We start from the raw sequence: 16,339 nt of genomic DNA, 5'->3' as shown, positions 1-16,339 counted from the left end.
GTTGTTCTCTTGTTTATTGCTGATAGGCTTATTTAAGCATTAGTCTACTAGTTACTTAGTTAATTGAGAAATCGTTTCAGCTAGAGCAAAGTCCTGGTTAGTAATGCCACCAGCATCATGTGTCGTAAGCGACACGGTAACTTTGTTGTAATTAATCGCAATGTCTGGGTGATGACCTGCTAACTCTGCTGGTTCTACCAGTCTGTTAACGAAATCGACTGCCGCCACAAAGTCTTTAAATTCAAAAGTTTTGACTATTTTGTTGTTTTTTTGAGTCCAACCAGGAAACTGCTGGAGTTTTTGAGAGATTTCAGTTTTACTCAACACAGTAGCAGGTTTGGCAATGGCTCTTTCCCCCAGACAATTGAGAGTCAAAATTGCCATTAACAAACTAATGATGAACGAGCGTTGAAACTCCTGCATCGGGATGAAATTTAAACAACTCAAGCGATTGGCTTTTAGCTTTAATTTGGTAATTTTAAACTTCAGTCTTGGTTGGTGCAACGCCATTTTGATAGTTTACTGGAGACATTAAAGGATAAAAAGATTGATGTAATCCGACCAGCTGTGCCAGAGTTTTCTTAAGTTGAGTACGAGGTACGATTGTATCGACAAAGCCATGTTGCAGAAGATATTCAGAAGTTTGAAAACCCTCGGGTAGCTTTTCTTTGAGGGTTTGTTCGATAACCCTGCGTCCTGCAAATCCTATAGTTGCTTTGGGTTCGGCGATAATAATATCTCCTAACATGGCAAAGCTGGCAGTTACTCCTCCCGTAGTAGGATGAGTCAAAATTGGAATATAAAGCAAATGTGCTTCGCGATGGCGTTGTAAAGCCCCCGAAATTTTTGCCATTTGCATTAAACTCAACATACCTTCCTGCATTCTCGCACCGCCAGAGGCACAGACAATAACTACAGGCAAACGTTCTGCGGTAGCGTGTTCGATAAGACGGCACAGTTTCTCGCCTACTACCGAACCCATGCTACCGCCCATAAAGCGAAAATCCATAACTCCTAGAGCTACGGGCAAACCATCTATCGAACCCGTCCCCGTTAGAACCGCGTCATTAAGACCTGTTTTAGATTGATAGTCTTGGAGTCGTGTCTGATATTCTTTGCGATCGCGAAACTTCAGCGGATCGTTAGGAAGTATTTCTTCTCCTAAAAAATCCCAGGTTTCGGGATCGATTAGCTGCTTAATTCGTTCGTTAGCATCGACGCGATGGTGATGTCCGCATTCTAAACAAACTAGTTGATTTACCTGTAAATCTTTGGCATAGGCAACGGCACTACATTCGTCGCATTTCATCCATAACCCATCAGCTATTTCTCTTTCTTGCCGTTTTTGAGTTGGAGTTTCAGTTTTTCTAAGGTTGGCAAACCAGTCGATTAAAGACATAATTTTAAATTTATATTTACGATGTTACTCATTTTCCTCTGGAGAACTAAGCAACAGTAAAGCCGTCCAACGATCTTTTGCTAAAACTTGAAGTGCTGCCTGGCTTCCCTGTCCGCAATAAATACCCGCGCCAATATTGAGAACGCGGCTGGGAATATCGTGGGCGGCTAATATTTGCTGCATCAACTCTGCTTCCCAACGGGCTTTAGTAGTTTTTAATGTAGTCCAGAACACGAGTTTATGATGTTTTATTTAGCCATACCACAGAGGAAATCGCTTTTTGGGCGATAATCTAACTATTGTAATATTGTAATTTCTATTGGGTTTGAAAAAGCCAAACTCAAATCGATCTTAAGTATATAAAGGTTGGCAGCTTAATTAAGTACAAATCTTGTTTGGATTTATATAGACTAATGAGGGAAGTTTGGCACTATCTAGGTTACTATATAGTGCCGTTTCGAGCTAAGTTGATTATGGTCGCTCGCAGCAAGGTAAACAATCTATTAAAACTTCCTTCTAGAGTAGACTTTTTCTGAAAAATAAGGCGACGCAGAGGCGATCGCGATAATTGAAAATCTGGGTGTAAAAAATGAAAGTAAAAGCAGCAGTAGCTTTTGAGGCGGGTAAACCTCTTAGTATCGAAACGGTCGATCTCGCTCCCCCTCAAGCAGGAGAAGTTTTAATTGAAGTCAAAGCTACAGGTGTTTGTCATACGGATGCTTATACGCTATCTGGTGCCGATCCTGAAGGTTTATTTCCCGCTATTTTAGGGCATGAAGGCGCGGGAGTTGTTGCCGAGGTAGGAGAGGGAGTAACCAGCCTCAAACCAGGCGATCGCGTCATTCCTCTATATACTCCTGAATGCCGACAGTGTGCCTATTGTTTGAGCATGAAAACCAATCTCTGCCAGGCAATTCGCGCTACTCAGGGTAAAGGCGTAATGCCCGATGGTACTAGTAGGTTTTCTCTCGATGGCGAGCAGCTTTACCACTACATGGGAACTTCCACCTTTGCTAACTATACGGTTTTACCAGAAATTGCCGTTGCTAAAATTCGCGACGATGCACCTTTCGATAAAGCTTGTTTGATCGGCTGTGGAGTTACTACTGGTTTGGGCGCGGTAGTCAATACCGCTAAAGTCGAGCCAGGAGCAAATGTCGTGGTGTTTGGCTTGGGCGGTATTGGGCTAAATGTCATTCAGGGAGCCAAAATGGTAGGGGCCAGTAAAATTATTGGGGTAGATATCAACCCAGATAAACGACCCCTGGCAGAAAAATACGGGATGACTGATTTTGTCAATCCTAAAGAAATAGACGGCGATTTAGTCCCCTATTTAGTCGAATTAACTGATGGCGGTGCAGACTACACTTTTGAGTGTATCGGTAAGGTTGAAATAATGCGTCAGGCTTTAGAGTGCTGTCACAAAGGTTGGGGTGTTTCGGTAGTTATTGGTGTTGCGGGTGGGGGAGAAGAAATTAGTACCCGTCCGTTTCAGTTAGTTACAGGAAGAGTCTGGAAAGGTAGTGCTTTTGGTGGTGCCAGAGGTCGCACTGACGTACCTAAAATCGTCGATTGGTATATGGAAGGAAAAATTAATATTGACGATCTGATTACTCACACAATGCCCCTAGAGCAAATTAATAAGGCTTTCGATCTCATGCACCAAGGAGAATCGATTCGTAGTGTAATTACGTTCTGAAGTAATAAGTCGCGATCGCTTGTTTATAGGAAATACTTTAATATCTGACTGCCTGACACAAGTATCTAAAAGTATTGATATAAAGTAGGAGAGAATTTATGGTTAGCTAAAAATAGATGTTTTTAAGCTTTGTATTCCATGTCTACATACAAACTAAAATGTATTAGCATTACGTATCGAGGTTAGGACACTTAAATTTTGCTTGTATTCGCGCCAACGCCCCAAAGCTTGCGGGCAGCTTTCGCTGCCGTCTTTGGGCGGTACTCCGCCCTGTGGGTCGCACCGCTAACATAAGTTCGTACGGTTATACTGCTTAGTGTTGTAGTAATAATGACAAACTAGAATTTTTGGACAAAACTTCGTGTTGTAATTTGGGTACCTTTTTGAGCATACCAATTTCTTGAGCGCAAGTTTCACGAACGATATTTAAATTGCGATCGCGTCTTTCTCCTGGCTGAATTTTTTCGATAAGATTGATTGCCGTAATTAGCTTGAGTACTGCCTCGTAATATTCTTGTGAGACGCTTTCTTGCAATTGCAGTTGTTCGAGTTCGCGAACTCTTTGCTCTAACATTTCCGCACGCTGATGTTCGCTATCGTATTTTTCTAAGAGCTTTTGTTGTTTTTCTAATCTAACTTCAATAGCACCAAGCAACTCGTCTCTGGTAAATGGCTTAGTTAGATAATCATCCGCTCCCAGTTCCATACCTTCTCTTTGATCGGCTTTATCTGCCATAGCGGTAAGAAAAATAAATGGGGTTAGAGCCAAACTTGGTGATTGCCGCATTTCAATCAAAACGTCATGTCCGCTAATTTCAGGCATCATAATGTCACAAATAACCAAGTCTGGTAGATTCTCCTGCGCCCATAGCACTCCCAAAATGCCATTTTCGGTACTGAAAACTTCAAAATCTTCTGCTTCTAACAGTTCTGTAATGTTTTCTCTAACAAATAATTCGTCTTCTATTACTAAAATTTTAGTCACGATTTTAATCTCCGTGCATTGTTTATTTAATAGTTAAATTAGGGAGAGTAACTGTAAAGGTAGTACCGTCACCCATCTTACTTTTCATAGCAATCGTTCCACCATGCAAATCTACCGCTCTTTTGACAATGGGTAATCCCAAACCCGTACCAGGGATTGAGTTAACATTGCTAGCTCGATGAAAAGAATCGAATAGATGTTTTTGGTCTTCAACAGGTATACCTATTCCTAAGTCTCGAACTTGAAATACGACTTGTTTGGGTTCGCATGTCACATCAAAATAAACTTTGTCGCTATTAGGCGAGTACTTAATAGCATTAGAAAGTAAATTGTTTAGAATATGACGCAGCAGTTTTTCATCCATACAAACGGTATAACCTCGATTTCCAGTTATGTCATCAGGATTTGTACTGCGATCGTGGCTCTCTTCAAAACAGCCATGTCGATTAAAAATAATTTGATGAGTTTTAGTAATTAGCTGCATTTCTTCAACATATTCTCGGCAAAACCGATACAGATCGAATTCAGTAGGACTGAGAGCTAACTTACCTGCATCAGCTTTACCAAGCAGCAAGACATCATTTAACAAACCAGTCATGTGTTTGACCGAGGTTTGAATTCGATGCAAATGGTTTAATTTTCGCTCTTCAGACCACTTGTGAGCATAATGTTCTAGCAATTCGGAGGAAGATAAAATTGAAGCTAGTGGTGTGCGAAACTCATGAGAGGTCATGGTAACAAAACGAGTTTTGAGTTCGTTAAGATGTTTTTCTTTTTCTAAAGCGGAGCGAATATTATATTCTATTTGCTTGCGTTCGGTAATATCTCGTACGATTGCCATCACTTCATTGCGATCGCTAACGGCAATCCGCGCTTCATAATCCTTGGTTTTGGTTTTTCGATTTAACTGATATTCGCAAATTTGAACTTTTTTGGTGGTCAAAGCTTCAGTGATTCCATTAATCATTACTTTGGCAACGTCTTGGGGCAAAACTTCGTCGAGTTTCTTGCCAATAAAATTGCTGGAAATTAAAGGAGCGTGAGTATTTTTGGGAGCTTTAAAATTAACTAAAGTGCCGTCGTAGCCAAAGCGAAACATCCAGTCGGGAATGGCATCGAGTAAAGCGCGATTGGTTGCCATGCTAGAGCGTAAGGCATCTTCAACTTGTTTACGCTTCATAATCAAACCCAACTGTGCGGCAACTGACTTGACCAGTTCTACCATTCTTTTGTTTTCCGAACGATGATACAAATCGAAGAATACAAAAACTGCAATTACTTTATGGTCGGCAGTTATCGGTACTCCTAAAGCAGTTTTAAACCCTACTTGCTCTGCTAATTTGACTCTAGGAAAATATTCTTCGTCCTGAGAAGGAAGATTTTGAATCCACTCAAATTTTTGATTTGCCCAAACTCTTCCAGACACTTCAACACCTGGAGGAAAAGAAAAGTGAATGCTACCTTCTCTAAAGGGCAAAAGTTCTACAGAACTGCTATACCAAGCAGAACTGAGTTCTAGAACTTTTTCATTCGACGAGGGAATCCAAGCTTCAGCATAATGCCAACCGCCAGTCTCACATACCTGTCGTAGGGTGAGTGTAATAGCTTCTTCAAAATCCTCAGCCCCTGCAATAGACTGAGTAATATTTTGCAGTAACCGAATCTCTTCTTCAATTCGCTGGCGTTCGATAATTTCTGCTTTTAAAGACTGGTTAGAAGTTTCCAGTTCGGCGGTGCGCTGTTTGACTCTGGCTTCAAGTTCCTCGTTAAGTTGAGCAACAGCATCTTCAGTCTGTTTGCGTTTGGTAATGTCTCGCGATACAGAAATAATTGATTCTGAATTAGATTTTTTTAAATAACGATTGATGCTTTCAAACCAGATATAGTGTCCATGTTTATGTCTCATTCGATGGATATTAGTGCAGCGATCGCTCTGGGCTATGCAAACTTCTTCTCTGCGGGCGAACAATTCTCGATCTTCGGGATGCAGAAAATCATCGAGGCATTTACCCAACATTTCTTTTGGTTTGTAACCCAAAAGTGCGTAACAGGAGGGGGAAACATAAAGATAAATGCGATCGGCGTTGAGAGTAGCAATTAAATCCTCAGAGTTATCGGCAATCAGGCGATACTTAGCTTCATTTTCTCGCAAAGCTTCCGCTACTTTTTCTAACTCGCTGATGTCTCGCATTGCGACTACTGCGCCAATTTTCTCACCATCGGCATCGACAATAGAATCGCCATTAGCCAGTAGAGTACGTTTTTTTTTCGATTGTTGCTTGGTAACTAATTTGAAGTTTCTAACTGATTCACCATTGAGGGCACGTAATAAAGGAAGTTTTTCTTGTTTGAGTAGAGTTTTACCGTCTGACTCATATAAACCGTAGTAGTTCGACCATTCATCAGAGTGAATTTCTTCTAATTCTCCAAAAAAAACTTTACTGGCTCGATTGAAAATAGTTAGCTTACCTTGACTGTCGCAAGCAGCAATACCATCAGAAAGATTATCCAGCATAGTTTGTAAGAATTTTTCTTTAACCCAAATAACTAAATCTTTCTGTTTCAATTCCTCAATAGTTTGCTCTAGCTTCTGGTTAATGACCCGCATCTGTGCATTAGAAGGCAAGGTTAAAATTTGCGGAATTAGTCTAATTAGCGCGATCGCTGTAATTACCGAAACAATAGCTGTAGCGGCTCTAACACATCCAGAAATCCAATAGTTAGGATGCCAAAGAGTCCAAATATCTAAAGCATGACCAGTGCCACAAAAAATGATAAAAGCGGCAAATAAAAAGAAAATTCCATTGAAAGGAATATCCTTTCGTTTGCGAACGATATAAATCAAAGTAAAGGGAATTGAATAATAAGATATAGCAATTAACAGATCGCTAACTACATAAAGTCCAATTAAACTGGGTTTCCACAGGTAACACATACCATGTGGCATGAAAGAAGACACGCTAGAGGAAATTCCCAGAACATAATCTGTTAGTGAATCAGTTAGCAACCAGTTATCGCTGAATGTCAACATTAATTTGATTTCAATTTGGGGTTAGATTTAGAGTTCCCAAAATTTCACCAAAAGTTTGATTGCGCTCTAAAAAAGTGTTAATGCAATAATCAAGATTAACTTCTACTATTAGCGGGAGGCGTTTCAAACAATTTGGCGTTTTGACAGTTTTCAATTTAGCAATTGCAAAGCTATTTCAGGATTTTTAGATATAATACTTTTTCGCAAACTGGGTTGGTCGTCGATCTTCTCAATCTCATTTGCACAAGTTTTACGAATAATGTCTATGTTGCGATCGCGCAATTCTCCTGGTTGAATTTTCTCTATCAAGTTAATTGCTATAGCTAGCTTGAGCACTGCTTCGTAATATTTTTGCGATAGCTTTTCTTGAATGTATAGTTTTTCAATTTCGCCGACTCTTTGCTCTAACTCATCGGCACGCTTAAGCTGTTTATCATATTGTTCTTGTATTTTTTTATGTTTTGCCAATCTGGTTTCTATAGCGTTAATCAAATCGTCTCTAGAAATTGGCTTGGTCAGATAATCATCTGCACCTAATTCCATACCATGTCTCATGCTAGTTTTATCAGCCTTGGCAGTAAGAAAAATAAATGGTGTCAAAGCCAAACTTGGTATGTTACGCATTTCGGACAAAACTTCATGTCCGTCAATTTCAGGCATCATGACATCGCAAATTACTAAGTCTGGTAAATTTTCCTGCGCCCAAAGAACGCCTAAAATACCGTTTTCCGTACTAAAGACTTCGTAATCTTCCGCTTCTAAAAGTTCTGTAATACCTTCTCTAACAAATTGTTCGTCTTCAATTACCAAAAGTTTGGTCATAATTTAAATCTCCTTATTTTTTTTGTATGTATTTGAAAACAACAGCTTATGTAGTTGCAGAAACTTCATCAACTGGGTTTTCAATCAAGTATGGGAGGGTAACGGTAAAAGTTGTACCCTTTCTAACTTGACTTTGCATAGTGATAGTTCCACCGTACAAATCTACCGCTCTTTTGACTATAGGCAGTCCTAATCCAGTGCCAGGGATCGAACTAACGTTACTCGCTCGATGAAAAGAATCGAATAAATGTTTTCGATCTTCTTGCGGAATGCCAATGCCTAAATCTCGAACTTGAAACACTACTTGTTCTGTTTCATATTTCAAGTCAAAGTAAACTTCATCGCGATCGGGTGAGTACTTAATGGCATTAGAAAGAAGATTGTTAAGTATATGTTGTAGCAGTTTTTCGTCCATACTTACAGTAAAGTTTTGGTTATCAGTAGTAGAATTCTCCACGTTAAAAATTATTCGATGTGTTTTGTAGATTGATTCTATTTCTTCGACAAACTCTTTACAGAATTTATACAAATCGAACTGAGTGGGTTTTAAGTCCAATTTACCCGCATCAGCTTTTTCCAAAAGCAGGACATCATTTAACAACTCTGTCATACGTTTGATCGAAGTTTTAATACGGTTGAGATGATTGAGTTTCCTGTCTTCACTCCACTTATGACCGTGAAGTTCGAGTAGCTCGCAGGAAAATAACATTGAAGTTAGTGGTGTCCGAAATTCATGAGAGGTCATAGAGACAAAGCGAGATTTTAGTTCGTTGAGTTTTTTTTCTTGTTTTAGTGCATTGTGAATATCTCGTTCGTAATTTTTACGCGCAGTAATATCTCGCACGATCGCCATCACTTCATCTTTACTGCTTACCGCGATGCGCGCTTCATAATCTATAGTTTGTGATTCTTTGGATAGTTGATATTCACAAACCCGTACTTCATTACTAACTAAAGCTTCAGATATATTTTGTGCCATTAAATCTGCATATTTTTGAGGCAAAATTCGATAGATATTTTTACCAACAAAATTGTCGGTAATTAAAGGAACAGGGGTATTTTTAGAAGCTTTGTAATTAACAACTGCATTGTCGTAGCTGAAGCGAAATATCCAATCGGGAATAGCATCTAGTAAAGCGCGATTAGTTGCCATGCTAGAGCGCAAAGCATTTTCAAACACTTTGCGTTCCATAATTAAACCTAGCTGAGCGCAAGTCGCTTTCAGTAGTTTTATCGTGCGGTTATTTTTAGAACATTCTTGATGACTATAGAAAACAAAAACTGCAATTAATTTGTCATGAGAAACCACGGGTAGACCCAGAGCGGTTTTCAACCCTAGCTGCTGAGCAACTTTGGTTCTAAGAAAAGAATTTTCGCTTTCTAGAGAAACATTATGAATCCACTCAGCTTCTTTAGTCGCCCAGACTCTACCTGGAAGACCAATGTTGGGAGCAAAAGTAAAATGAAGGCTGGCTTCTCTAAATGATAAAAGTTCTGGAGAATTGCTATACCAAGCAGAACAAAGCTGCAAGACGTTCTCTCGCTCAGTAGGTAGCCAGGCTTCGCCAAAATCCCACTTTTCATAATCACACATTTTGCGAAGGATACAAGAAATAGCATCTTCAAAATCGTCGGCAGTAGCAACGATCTGAGTGATATTTTGTAGTAGCTGATTTTCTCGTTCGGCTCTTTGACGCTCAATAATTTCAGCTTTCAAAGACTGATTAGCAGTTTCTAGTTCGGCAGTACGTTGTTTAACTCGCGCTTCTAGTTCTTCATTAAGTCGAGCAATAGCATCTTCATCTTTTTTGCGTTCGGTAATATCTCGCGATATGGAGATAATTGATTTTAAATCAGATTCTTTTAAATAACGATTAGTGCTTTCAAACCAGCGGTAATGTCCATTCTTATGTCTCATTCGATAGATATTAGTACAGCGATCTCCGCGTATGGCACAAGCTTCCCCATCTTGAAGATAAATTTCTAGATCTTCGGGATGAAGAAACTCATCAAGACATCGAGCAAGCATTTCTTGTTGGGTGTAGCCTAGCAGAGTATGACAGGCAGGAGAAACATAGTAATAAACTCTGTCTGAAGAAAGACTAGCAATCAGGTCATTGGAATTTTCGGCAATAAGACGATATTTAGCTTCACTTTCTCGAATAGCTGCTTCTGTTTGTTTGCGCTCCGTAGTATCTTGTACTTGAGCGACAAAATATAAAGGCTCTCGATTCTGCCGATCTCTTACCAAAGATACACTAATAGAAACCCAAACCAAATGTCCTAATTTGTGAATGTAGCGTTTTTCTATTTGATGTGTGTTTATTTCACCAGCTAACATTCGATTTCTGTATTCGAGATTGGCTAAATCTTCAGCATAGGTAATATCCTGAAATTTTAAATTAAGTAATTCTCTCTTTGAGTAACCAACAATTTCGCAGAGAGCAGGATTAACTTTTAAAAATTTTCCTTCTATAGATAGCAGTGCTTTGCCAATTACAGCGCAATCAAAAGCCAAACTCAACTGTTGTTCGCTTTCTTCCAAGTCTTGAAAAAATGATTGACGCTGGCGATCGATCTCGTTTAATTTTTTAGCAGTCCACAAAACTACTGCATCTAAAATCGATATTTCTAACAAAGTTGTCAGTGCAATTCTTGTTTCTGTAACTACATCAATATCCAAAAAATTTGACCAAAAAAACCAGCCCAATAATGGCGGAATAATAGTTACCAAAGGAAGTAGCCACCGCGCCATTAAGCCGCCTGCTTCGTTGCGCGTGATAATTCTCATCAGGGCTTTATCGGCATGAGTTCCTAGTAGAGCGAAAGCAAGAAACAGAAAGTTAAAGACAGTAACAACCGCTATTTCCGTTCCAGTGTTCATACCATAAAACCAGGCAAGATCGTAAATATGACCCATCAATGAGGTTAGGGCAACTCCTATAATTGCCACTGCCAAGAGTTGGACGGCGTGATAATATTTTTGAATCAGTAGTATAGTTGCCCAACTAAACCAGAAAAAACTTAGAGCTGTATTGGGAGACATTCGCCCACCAAAGTTATCGCCTACAGCATTCAAGGTATCGAGAAAAGAAAGCAAATTCGTGCCTAAATCTACTTGAAAACCATATTCAACTAAAGTCATAGTGGTGAATACGATTGTCAAAGTTGGCACGAGATATAGAAAGCCAGAAATTAATAAATTAGAAACTCTACTAGTCCGATCTAGTCGAGCGAATTGTTGCCGATGCCACAATAGTAAGCTAGTACTGTTTAAAATAAAACACAAAGCAGTACTAAATTTCATTGTCGATCGCCCTAGAAAAATGCTTTTTAAAGCAGGCAGATCTAAATACCAACCTAAAAGAACAACACAAGCTACAACAATAACTAGAATTGGTAGAGCAATCGATACATAGCGAAGTTTAATGTCACAATTCCGAGTTGACTTAAGCTTTTGCCATAAAGCAAATTTGTTTGTCATGTTAACTTTGGAGACTAGCGTATTTTTAGAAAAAGAAAATCGATCTTAAAAGCTTATGGCTTATGGCTTATGGCTTATGGCTAAAAAGAATCGATAATGTGTCTTGGCAAAAAATTAAAATGATATTATTGCTTTAATTTTGAATTCGTTCTCGATTGCTATGTAAGTTTTGTTTGGCGACTTTCTATACAAAGTTCGTAAAACTTGCCCGACTGGATTGAAAATAGTTAGTATTTTTTGGCGATCGCAAGTAATAGTGCTATCCGAAAGACAACCGAGCAAAATTTGCCAACCTTGCTCTTGTCCTAGAATAAATATTTTTTTGTATTTCGGTTTTTTAATAGTTTCCTGAGATTCTTGCGCTGGATTAAAGATACCTAGAAACCAACAACTAACATAAAATGACAACATTAATTTAATTTTGACTTGGGAATAAATCTAAATCGTTAATCTGTAAAATATAAAATTTACATAAATCTAGCATTCCCAAAATTTCAGAAAAAATTCAAATAACTGTCAAAAAAGTACGAACAGATTATTTTATTTTGAAGTTTCTGGAGCAGTTGTTTCGGAGGCGGGTTGTTCGGAGTTTTCAGCAGGAGAAGAAAATCTATCTTTAGGAAGTAGCGGTACATTTCGCAATCTTTCCCTTAATGATGGTTTATTAGGAGTTTCGGAAGTTTCAGCTTCGGGTTGGGGTGGTTTTGGTTCTGCTTCTGCTGGTGTTTCGGGAGTTTTGGTTTCGGGTTGAGATGGCTGTTGTTCGACTTCTGCTGGTGTTTCAAGAGTTTTGGTTTCGGGTTGGGGCGACTGTGCTTCGGTTTTTGCTGGTGTTTTGGGGGTTTGGGCTTCGGGGGCAGGGTTAGCTTCGGGTTGTGGTGACTGTTCCTCAGCTTCGTTGGGAGTTGGTTGAGTTTCTGACTGCGGAGTATTAATTTTATTATTTCTTCTAAGAGAAGGTAGAGTTAGAGAAGGGCAAATTTCCGAGTCATATTTATAGTTTAAAGTTACTCGATAAGGCTTAGGTTGCTTGGTATCGTTTTCAAACTTAAGTTTGGCAAGATCTTTACTTCCCTGTAGATCGAAAACAGGGTATTTGGCCCCTTTGAGCAAATCTGATGCCACCATTTCTCCTTTGGCGTTGACAACTACACCAAAAACGCTAGTTCCTTCAAGTTTTCTGATACAGGCATCTCTGGGATAAGTTCCTGCTACATCTAAATTTTCTGGCGCAATTGCCTTTACTCGATTTAGCCAAGCTACATAGTTTTTACGCGCTTCTTCATCGGTAGTTGCTGTGTTCTTTTTTTGCAGGCTGCTGCTAAGGCTGCTAACTTCTCGCTGTAAATTTTGCTGGCGTTGTGCGGCAATTTTTTGTGGAGAAGGCTTAGGTTCTTCGGGTTTTGGTTCTGGTTCCGATTTATCTTCTGGTGGTGGTGCTATTGGTTCGGGCTTTGATTCGGGTGGTGGGGATGGTTTGCCAGGAGTGGCAGGRGGRGKTTTGGTTTGACTTTCAGTAGGCAACTCAAAAGATTCTATCGAGGGCGGCGGTGGTAGTGTTGATAAGTCTCCAATTGGAGGCAGTTCGATATTAGTATTGGGCAGCGGCGGTAATGGTGGAATATCGAACTCTGGAGGCAAAGGAATTGCAATGGGAGGCAGGTTGGGAAAATCTCCAATACCAGGAGTCAGAGAGGGGGGCAGGGCAAAGGGAGGAGCGGGAGTATTTTCAGTAAGAGGATTTTCTAATTGTGGTATGTCTGGAATATTCGGTTCGGAATACAGTTGGGGGAGGCGTGCCTGTTGTTCTGGAGTTAATTCAACGATTGAAACTTCTCGTTTGGTTGGATTTTCGCTCAAGCTAAAGTTTGGCAAGCCAAATTTGTACACTAACAGATGCAAAACAACCGAGGCTAGCAGAGCTAATGGCATCGGTTGAAAAATATTAGTACGTTCTTGTAGTTCCGATTCGTAAGACATACCAGTAATAAAAAGATAATTGAATCTAACTTAGTTTCTTATTTGAACGGGCATTACTAAATAAGTCATTCTCGAACCACTCAAAGGAGTGAAAATAACGGGTTGATTCCATTCATTTAACTGCATCTTGATTTCTGTGGCGGAAAGTGCCTTTAAACCATCCATTAGATACTTGATATTAAAAGCAATGTCAATATTGTCTCCAATAATTTCTGCACTCATTGTCTGTTTGGCACTGCCAATATCTCTAGCATCGGCAGAAACTACTAGTTCGCCGCGATCGCTGTCTAAACTAAATTTAACAATATTATTTTTTTGTGCCAATACTGCCACCAATTCTAGACTACTTATCAGCCGTTTTCGTTCCACGATCGCTTCGCGGCTAAAGTTTTTGGGTATTAACTGCCAGTAAGCGGGATAATCACCCGTAATCCTCGAACTGTTGAGCAGGCGATCGCCCAATTTGAAGCTCATCTGCGTGTCATCAAAATTGATTTTTACCATGTCTGTAGCTTCGGCATCACCAAACATTCTCTCTAGTTCCCGTAAGGCTTTGGCGGGAATAGTCACGGCAAATTCTGGTAATTCTAGATCTAAATCGATGTCTTCTTCTGTTTCGGTTTTTAGATCGGCTTCTACTACTGAGAGGCGATGACTATCTGTTGCTGCAAATTCTAAAGTACCCAAATTTGGTTCGGACTCTTGTGATTTAACGTGAACTCCTGTCAGTACCTGTTTTGATAATTCCGTACTGGCAGCAAATAAACATCCTGCCAAACCTCGACTCAAAGCAGCTACAGGTAATAATATTTTTTCTGCATTCTCTATTACTGGCAGTTCGGGAAATTCTGCCGCATCTATACCCGATAGCTCGAATTTACCCGATGTCGAACTCAAGGTAGCCAGCAAGTTTTCCTCATCTTCAGTAGTATCGAGGGTAATTTCCATTTCTGGCAGTCGCGTAACTATTTCATTGATTAGTTTAGCTGGTAAGGTAATACTACCTGCTTCTACTACCTCGGCATTAAAACTCGTTTGAATTCCCATATTACCGTCATAAGCCGTAATGCTTACTTTTTGGGTAGCTGTTTGGGCTTCAATTAATACATTACCTAATACTGTGGGTTCGGGACGCGAAGGAACGATACGACTGACAAGAGACAGATTATTTTTAAGATCGCTTTGACTGCAAATAATTTTCATGTCTATTAAGATTTTAAATATTTGATTTCACAATTATATGAGTTTGTATGTACTAAACAAAGGTTGTAGATTGAATCCCAAGAATGCCATCATAACCAAGTTCCAAAGATTATTAATAGCAGATTGGTATTTTACAGTAGTGGACAGAAGAATTAGGACAACTCGAACTACTAAAAGCTTTATGAGTTAAGCATTTTGGTTTTAACTTCTTGGCGAGCCTCCGCTTGTCGAGGAAACCTCGACGCGCTTCTCGCCGCTTTTAATTTTTAACTTTTGACTTTTGCTATATTTTTGCCGTAATTTCTTACTGCTTTGTCTGTCGGCTAACAAAGCTGATGCGATCGCTCAATAAAGAAACCGTTTGGTTGATTTGTCGATCTTGAGTAATTTGTTTGGCAATTTTGTCGCAGCTATACATAACCGTAGTATGATCTTTGCCGCCAAATTCTTCACCAATACGAGGTAAGCTCAGATCGGTTAACTGACGCATAAGATACATGGCAATCTGTCTGGCGTTGCTAATTTCTCTTTTGCGCGAATTTCCCTTAAGCTCTTCTATAGATACTTTTAAAACTTCTGAAACGACACTAATAATTATTTCTGGAGAAGTATTAACCGATTCAATTTGCGGATTTAAAACTGAGGCGATGTTTTCTGCCGTCATCGACAACCCTGAAATGGAAATATAGGCGATCGCTCGATTTAATGCTCCTTCTAACTCGCGAATATTAGAAGTATATCTAGAAGCAATATATTCGATCGCTTCTTTGGGCAAGCGGACATTTTCGTATTCGGCTTTTTTTTGTAAAATCGCCATACGGGTTTCTAAGTCGGGAACCTGTACGTCAGCAATTAAACCCATAGAAAAACGCGAACTCAAACGTTCCTGTAGTTTGGGAATTTGGTTGGGAGGGCGATCGCTTGCTAAAACTACTTGTTTTCCTGCTTGGTGAAGGGTGTTAAAGGTATGAAAAAATTCTTCTTGAGTGTATTCTTTCCCTTCAATAAACTGAATGTCATCTACCAACAAAATATCTGCTGTGCGGTAGTGTTCGCGAAAACTTTGCAGGCGATCTTCGCGAATAGCAGTAATTAGATCGTTGGTAAATTGTTCTGTAGAAACATAAAAAACTCGGGCAGCAGCATTAATCTCTAAATGATAATGTCCGATCGCCTGCATCAAATGAGTTTTGCCCAAACCAACTCCGCCACAGAGAAACAGAGGATTAAAATCTCTACCAGGAGACTCGGCTACTGCTAGAGAAGCAGCATGAACCATACGGTTGGTCGGTCCTACTACAAATCGATAAAAGGTGTATTTAGGATTGAGCTTGGCAGGCTTTAAAGTCCGAGCGATAAAATTTGCCTGGCGGCGATCGTTTGTATCTATAAGTTCGGTTCCGCCCATAAAAGCTTTATTCTCTCCTTGAGTAACAATTAACTTAATTTGTACGGGCTTGCCTAGTATTTCTCTGACCGCGTCGCTAATAATTTTGGCATAATGCTTTTGTAAGTGATTCATGATAAAAGCATTAGGAGTTTCGATCGTTAAGCAATCATCTTTTAGCTCGTCAACGGTAGCAGTTTCAATCCAAGTCTCAAACGTCGGACGACTTAGCTGTTGCTGAAGACGGATTAAAACACGATGCCACAGTTCTTTAGAAGAAATTGCCACTGTAAAATTATTAATTATTAGGACTTAATGCTCGCTCGCTGGCTCGCACAAACTGTATTGT

The 16,339-nt window shown here is 39.7% G+C and carries 11 protein-coding genes; 1 reads left to right on the top strand and 10 read right to left on the bottom strand.

The window, feature by feature from the left end; translation table 11 throughout:
* Positions 1-51 precede the first annotated feature (51 nt).
* The 3 genes from KV40_RS11825 to KV40_RS11815 form a co-directional block, all read right to left on the bottom strand.
* Entirely contained in the window at positions 52-384 is a 333-nt protein-coding gene (locus KV40_RS11825; protein ID WP_036481896.1) for a 4a-hydroxytetrahydrobiopterin dehydratase, read from the bottom strand.
* Between the two features lie 94 nt (positions 385-478).
* Positions 479-1,399 (bottom strand): acetyl-CoA carboxylase, carboxyltransferase subunit beta, encoded by a 921-nt coding sequence (gene accD / locus KV40_RS11820; protein ID WP_036481428.1) that lies wholly within the window; start codon positions 1,397-1,399, stop codon positions 479-481.
* 24 nt (positions 1,400-1,423) lie between these two features.
* On the bottom strand, positions 1,424-1,633 hold the full coding sequence (locus KV40_RS11815; RefSeq protein WP_036481425.1) for a hypothetical protein: 210 nt from the start codon (positions 1,631-1,633) through the stop codon (positions 1,424-1,426).
* A gap of 355 nt (positions 1,634-1,988) precedes the next feature.
* Between KV40_RS11815 and KV40_RS11810 the strand changes: the two genes are divergently transcribed.
* Complete coding sequence (locus KV40_RS11810; protein ID WP_036481422.1) at positions 1,989-3,098, top strand: S-(hydroxymethyl)glutathione dehydrogenase/class III alcohol dehydrogenase; 1,110 nt, start codon at positions 1,989-1,991, stop codon at positions 3,096-3,098.
* Between the two features lie 313 nt (positions 3,099-3,411).
* Here KV40_RS11810 and KV40_RS11805 read toward each other — a convergent pair whose 3' ends face one another.
* The 7 genes from KV40_RS11805 to dnaA all read right to left on the bottom strand — a co-directional run bounded on the left by KV40_RS11805 (position 3,412) and on the right by dnaA (position 16,278).
* Entirely contained in the window at positions 3,412-4,083 is a 672-nt protein-coding gene (locus KV40_RS11805) for a response regulator transcription factor (RefSeq protein ID WP_036481419.1), read from the bottom strand.
* A gap of 22 nt (positions 4,084-4,105) precedes the next feature.
* Positions 4,106-7,114 carry a PAS domain S-box protein gene (locus tag KV40_RS32120; protein WP_052055578.1) on the bottom strand — a complete coding sequence of 1,003 codons (3,009 nt, stop codon included), beginning with the start codon at positions 7,112-7,114 and terminating at the stop codon, positions 4,106-4,108.
* Positions 7,115-7,264: 150 nt separating this feature from the next.
* Positions 7,265-7,936: a response regulator transcription factor gene (locus tag KV40_RS11795; protein ID WP_036481416.1), complete on the bottom strand. Its 672-nt coding sequence runs from the start codon at positions 7,934-7,936 to the stop codon at positions 7,265-7,267.
* Positions 7,937-7,982: 46 nt separating this feature from the next.
* Positions 7,983-11,420 carry a PAS domain S-box protein gene (locus tag KV40_RS32115; protein WP_052055577.1) on the bottom strand — a complete coding sequence of 1,146 codons (3,438 nt, stop codon included), beginning with the start codon at positions 11,418-11,420 and terminating at the stop codon, positions 7,983-7,985.
* Positions 11,421-11,960: 540 nt separating this feature from the next.
* Entirely contained in the window at positions 11,961-13,400 is a 1,440-nt protein-coding gene (locus KV40_RS11780) for an energy transducer TonB (RefSeq protein WP_036481410.1), read from the bottom strand.
* A 30-nt stretch (positions 13,401-13,430) separates the two neighbouring features.
* Positions 13,431-14,603 (bottom strand): DNA polymerase III subunit beta, encoded by a 1,173-nt coding sequence (gene dnaN, locus KV40_RS11775; protein ID WP_036481407.1) that lies wholly within the window; start codon positions 14,601-14,603, stop codon positions 13,431-13,433.
* 304 nt (positions 14,604-14,907) lie between these two features.
* Positions 14,908-16,278 (bottom strand): chromosomal replication initiator protein DnaA, encoded by a 1,371-nt coding sequence (dnaA, locus tag KV40_RS11770; protein WP_036481404.1) that lies wholly within the window; start codon positions 16,276-16,278, stop codon positions 14,908-14,910.
* Between the last annotated feature and the right edge of the window lie 61 nt (positions 16,279-16,339).

This window comes from Myxosarcina sp. GI1 (genome assembly GCF_000756305.1).
GTDB lineage: Bacteria > Cyanobacteriota > Cyanobacteriia > Cyanobacteriales > Xenococcaceae > Myxosarcina.
This window is presented reverse-complemented; position numbering and strand designations above follow the sequence as displayed.

Excerpts from the sequence above, each read along its gene's own strand:
- KV40_RS11825 (WP_036481896.1), bottom strand. The coding sequence starts at position 384 with ATGGCAATTTTGACTCTCAATTGTCTGGGGGAAAGAGCCATTGCCAAA.
- accD (WP_036481428.1), bottom strand. The coding sequence starts at position 1,399 with ATGTCTTTAATCGACTGGTTTGCCAACCTTAGAAAAACTGAAACTCCA.
- KV40_RS11810 (WP_036481422.1), top strand. The coding sequence starts at position 1,989 with ATGAAAGTAAAAGCAGCAGTAGCTTTTGAGGCGGGTAAACCTCTTAGT.
- KV40_RS32120 (WP_052055578.1), bottom strand. The coding sequence starts at position 7,114 with ATGTTGACATTCAGCGATAACTGGTTGCTAACTGATTCACTAACAGAT.
- KV40_RS11795 (WP_036481416.1), bottom strand. The coding sequence starts at position 7,936 with ATGACCAAACTTTTGGTAATTGAAGACGAACAATTTGTTAGAGAAGGT.
- KV40_RS32115 (WP_052055577.1), bottom strand. The coding sequence starts at position 11,420 with ATGACAAACAAATTTGCTTTATGGCAAAAGCTTAAGTCAACTCGGAAT.
- dnaN (WP_036481407.1), bottom strand. The coding sequence starts at position 14,603 with ATGAAAATTATTTGCAGTCAAAGCGATCTTAAAAATAATCTGTCTCTT.